This window comes from Paenisporosarcina sp. P4_D4 (assembly GCF_056401835.1).
In genome coordinates, this window is the sequence record NZ_JBFUIO010000167.1 from 1 (window position 1) to 3,596 (window position 3,596).

3 protein-coding genes are annotated in these 3,596 nt (G+C 35.2%); 2 read left to right on the forward strand and 1 reads right to left on the reverse strand.

Going from position 1 to position 3,596, the window contains the following annotated elements; all coding sequences use genetic code 11:
- Positions 1 to 83: 83 nt before the first annotated feature.
- Entirely contained in the window at positions 84 to 683 is a 600-nt protein-coding gene (locus AC1DSL_RS16400; RefSeq protein ID WP_477533010.1) for an ArsR/SmtB family transcription factor, read from the reverse strand.
- Between the two features lie 395 nt (positions 684 to 1,078).
- Here AC1DSL_RS16400 and AC1DSL_RS16405 point away from each other — a divergent pair, with 395 nt between their 5' ends.
- Together AC1DSL_RS16405 and AC1DSL_RS16410 are read left to right on the forward strand one after the other, a co-directional pair.
- Complete coding sequence (locus tag AC1DSL_RS16405; RefSeq protein WP_477533011.1) at positions 1,079 to 2,473, forward strand: alkaline phosphatase; 1,395 nt, start codon at positions 1,079 to 1,081, stop codon at positions 2,471 to 2,473.
- Between the two features lie 64 nt (positions 2,474 to 2,537).
- Positions 2,538 to 3,197: a lipoprotein gene (locus tag AC1DSL_RS16410; RefSeq protein ID WP_477533012.1), complete on the forward strand. Its 660-nt coding sequence runs from the start codon at positions 2,538 to 2,540 to the stop codon at positions 3,195 to 3,197.
- Positions 3,198 to 3,596 lie beyond the last annotated feature (399 nt).

Genomic DNA, 3,596 nt, shown 5'->3' on the forward strand with positions numbered 1-3,596 from the left:
GTATGAATTTGTGTCTGTACTTGAACAGTTTTTTCCAAAGGAATGTACACCACTTTTTCATTTTCAAACATAACCTTACTCATTTAAGCTTCTCCTCCTTCATTTATCTTTGGATATACAGCGATTAGCGCTTTAAAATGAATGTTGTCTGTTGATTTTTCTGCCGGATATTTTGAAACCAATTCATGAACCAACTCGATATACTTGTTCAAAAACTCTTTGCGCTCATCTTCATTCACAAATTGAACTTGAAAATCCAACGCGGCACTTGGGACATGAACTGCATCATCTACAATGTTTAGTAATTCGACGGTATCCTTTTTGATTTGCTCAGACAAATCATACAAATGCATCAATGGACCCTGATCTCTTAATTGCTGGATAAAGTCAGTTTGAATATCTGTTTTTTCCGTGACAACGTATTGCTCGGCTACTGATTCATAAAGTACCTCAACCAAGTTCCGTATGTTGCGTGTTCCCACTTTCCATATTAATCCCGCATTTTCGAGCTTCTTGAAATGATAATTCATCCTTTGAGGGCTTTGGTTCATAAACTTTGCCACTTCGCTGGCAGAATGAGGGTGAGTCAAATGCTGCAAAATTTCCAATTTGAACGGATTTCGAATCATCATCAATTGTTCCGTTTCTGTAACAAGCATTTTCTTTGCTTTATTTATGTTCATGTTATTACCTCCACGTAAAAATAATTTTTTTACGTTAAATTCAGTTTATTCTTACTTTTGTTTTATGTCAACTTTCAATAATGAGTAATCAAGTAACAAGTACAGAAAAGTTCTTTCTTAAACTAACCTGCCCCTTTTGTAAAAAATTTAATGAAAAAACGCTAATACCTTCCTGGATCAACGCTCCCATAAGACATCCCGTAAAATAATGACCATTCCAAGTACTATGACACCTGGGGCATCGTTAGCCCTCCTATTTTTCAAATGTTACTCAATGAATAATGTAGATTTACATCATCTTAACTTACTTTTACTTTGGTTTAATAGGATATTAACAATCTACCTTTATAGTAAAACTTGTTATCATATTAAATTGAATGGTGGAGGTTAATCAGATGGTTAAAACTAAAATAACGAAGAAGCTACTTCCAATCTGTGTTGTATCAACTCTTGCATTAGGTGGTTTGGCTGCATCAATTACCAGTATCAACGTACAAGCTGAAGAAAAAGAGAGAAGCAATGAAAACAAGGAAATAAAAAACGTTATTTTCTTAATCGGAGATGGGATGGGGTCAACCTATACTTCAGGTTATCGTTATTTTAATGATAATCCTTCAACAACTGTTGTAGAAAGAACAGTATTTGATAAATATCTCATAGGACAACAGATGACTTATCCGGAAGATCCAACACAAAACATAACTGATTCGGCTTCCGCTGCGACAGCTATGTCTGCTGGCGTAAAAACATATAATGCAGCAATTGGGGTCGATAACGATAAATCAGAAGTGAAAACCGTTTTAGAGGCTGCCAAAGAAAATGGTAAAGCAACTGGCCTTGTCGCTACTTCTGAAATAACCCATGCAACACCAGCATCATTTGGTGCACACGATGAAAACCGTAAAAATATGAATGCAATTGMTGATGACTATTACGATGAATTAATAAATGGCAAACATAAAATTGACGTTCTCCTTGGTGGCGGTACTTCAAATTTTGTTCGTCCTGACCGCAATCTTACAGAAGAATTCAAAAAATCCGGATATAGTTATGTAACAAACAAAGAGGAACTTTCAAAAGATAAAAATGGACAGATTCTTGGATTGTTTGCATCTGGCGGACTCCCTAAAATGATTGATCGTACAGATGAAGTTCCCTCTCTTCAAGATATGACGACATCAGCTATTCAACGTTTAAGCAAGGATAAAGATGGTTTCTTCTTAATGGTTGAAGGAAGCCAGGTAGACTGGGCGGGTCATGATAATGATATAGTTGGAGCAATGAGTGAAATGGCAGACTTTGAAAAAGCTGCGACGGCCGCTATTGATTTTGCTAAAAAGGACAAACATACATTAGTTGTTATTACAGCTGACCATTCAACTGGCGGATACTCTATTGGTTCTGATGGAATTTATAACTGGTTTGCTCAGCCTATTAAAGCAGCTAAGCGCACACCAGACTTTATGGCAGCTGAAATTGCTAAAGGTGAAGATGTTGAAAAGACATTAAAAACGTATATAGATCAAAATCTATTAGCATTAACAGCACAAGAAATCCAATCTGTTAAAGATGCTGCAACGACTAAAAAAGTCACTGATATAGATAATGCAATCGAAAAAATCTTTGATGAGCGTTCTCATACAGGCTGGACAACTGGTGGTCACACTGGTGAAGACGTGCCAGTATTTGCCTACGGACCTTACAAAGAACGATTGGCAGGACAAATTGATAATACAGACAATGCCAAAATTATCTTTGAACTTTTAGATAAAACAAAAAATAAAAAATAACAGATACAATAAAATAGCCCGTTGCTAAATGCGACGGGTGTTTTATTATGCTAGGGGGATTCCAATGAAGAGATACTTGTTTTTCTTGATTCTTTTATTAGTTCTTTCAGGCTGTTCATCAGTATATAACACCGAGGACAAAGCTACTGAGGAACAGGTCAAAACCATCGACCAAACGGAAAAAAAACTTAATGTACAAGAAGATGTATATGTGCCGAATCCTCAAATAACGGATGACATTAATCTGGTGACAGTTGGAGAAACCGTAACCGATGACAAAGGCGAACTCACATTAAAATCATATAAACCCTTAAATAAGACAGTTAATATAGGTGGGGTTGAAATGGTTTTAAAAGATGCTAAGTTGCTACATTTCGTTCCGGATTACAGCATGATTGACTTTTTTCATTCCTATACTCATGAAGAAGAGTTTGATTTTATTAAAGTAGGAGTTGAAGTTAAAAATACATCCGATAAGGACATAAAATTCACACCAGTTGCTTTTGTTAAGACGAACAATGGTGAGCTAAAAACATGGGAAGAGGACATTTTTCTCGAAGAATTGACTGGTGAAATACAAAGAAATGATGTTAAGAAAGGCAATATGGGGTTTATTTTAGAAAACACAAATGATATTAAGTCAATTGAAATTCTAACAAGTGATGTTCTTGATAGCTTGGGTGAAAATGTTGAAAAAGCGAAAACTATAAAATTGGATATCTAATATAACCCTCTTCCCCCGATATCCCGAATTATATAGAATGAATTATTAAAAATTCCTTAACACCTGATAAGTTTGATATAAAAAAGCGGTTTTCTTCACCTTTGAAGAAAACTGCTTTTTCCATGTAACTCTTCGCTTTAGCCTCTTCAATTGAATCAGCTTCGCCAATCAAATATAGAGATTGCAGATTTCCCGGAACTGCCAGAACTTTATTAAAACTCGCGTTTGTTTAGTATTCAATTATATTGAACCATCCACCATCAGAGCCTATTGTTATATGAGAGATTTCATTTGATTCGAAAATATTATGAATATCAATATTTTCGTTACTTGTATTATCTAAGTGCTTAGTAACACCTTCATCTGAAAAAACTATAGCCATACTCATAGACCTTAAAT

Excerpts from the sequence above, each read along its gene's own strand:
- AC1DSL_RS16410 (WP_477533012.1), top strand. The coding sequence starts at position 2,538 with ATGAAGAGATACTTGTTTTTCTTGATTCTTTTATTAGTTCTTTCAGGC.
- AC1DSL_RS16400 (WP_477533010.1), bottom strand. The coding sequence starts at position 683 with ATGAACATAAATAAAGCAAAGAAAATGCTTGTTACAGAAACGGAACAA.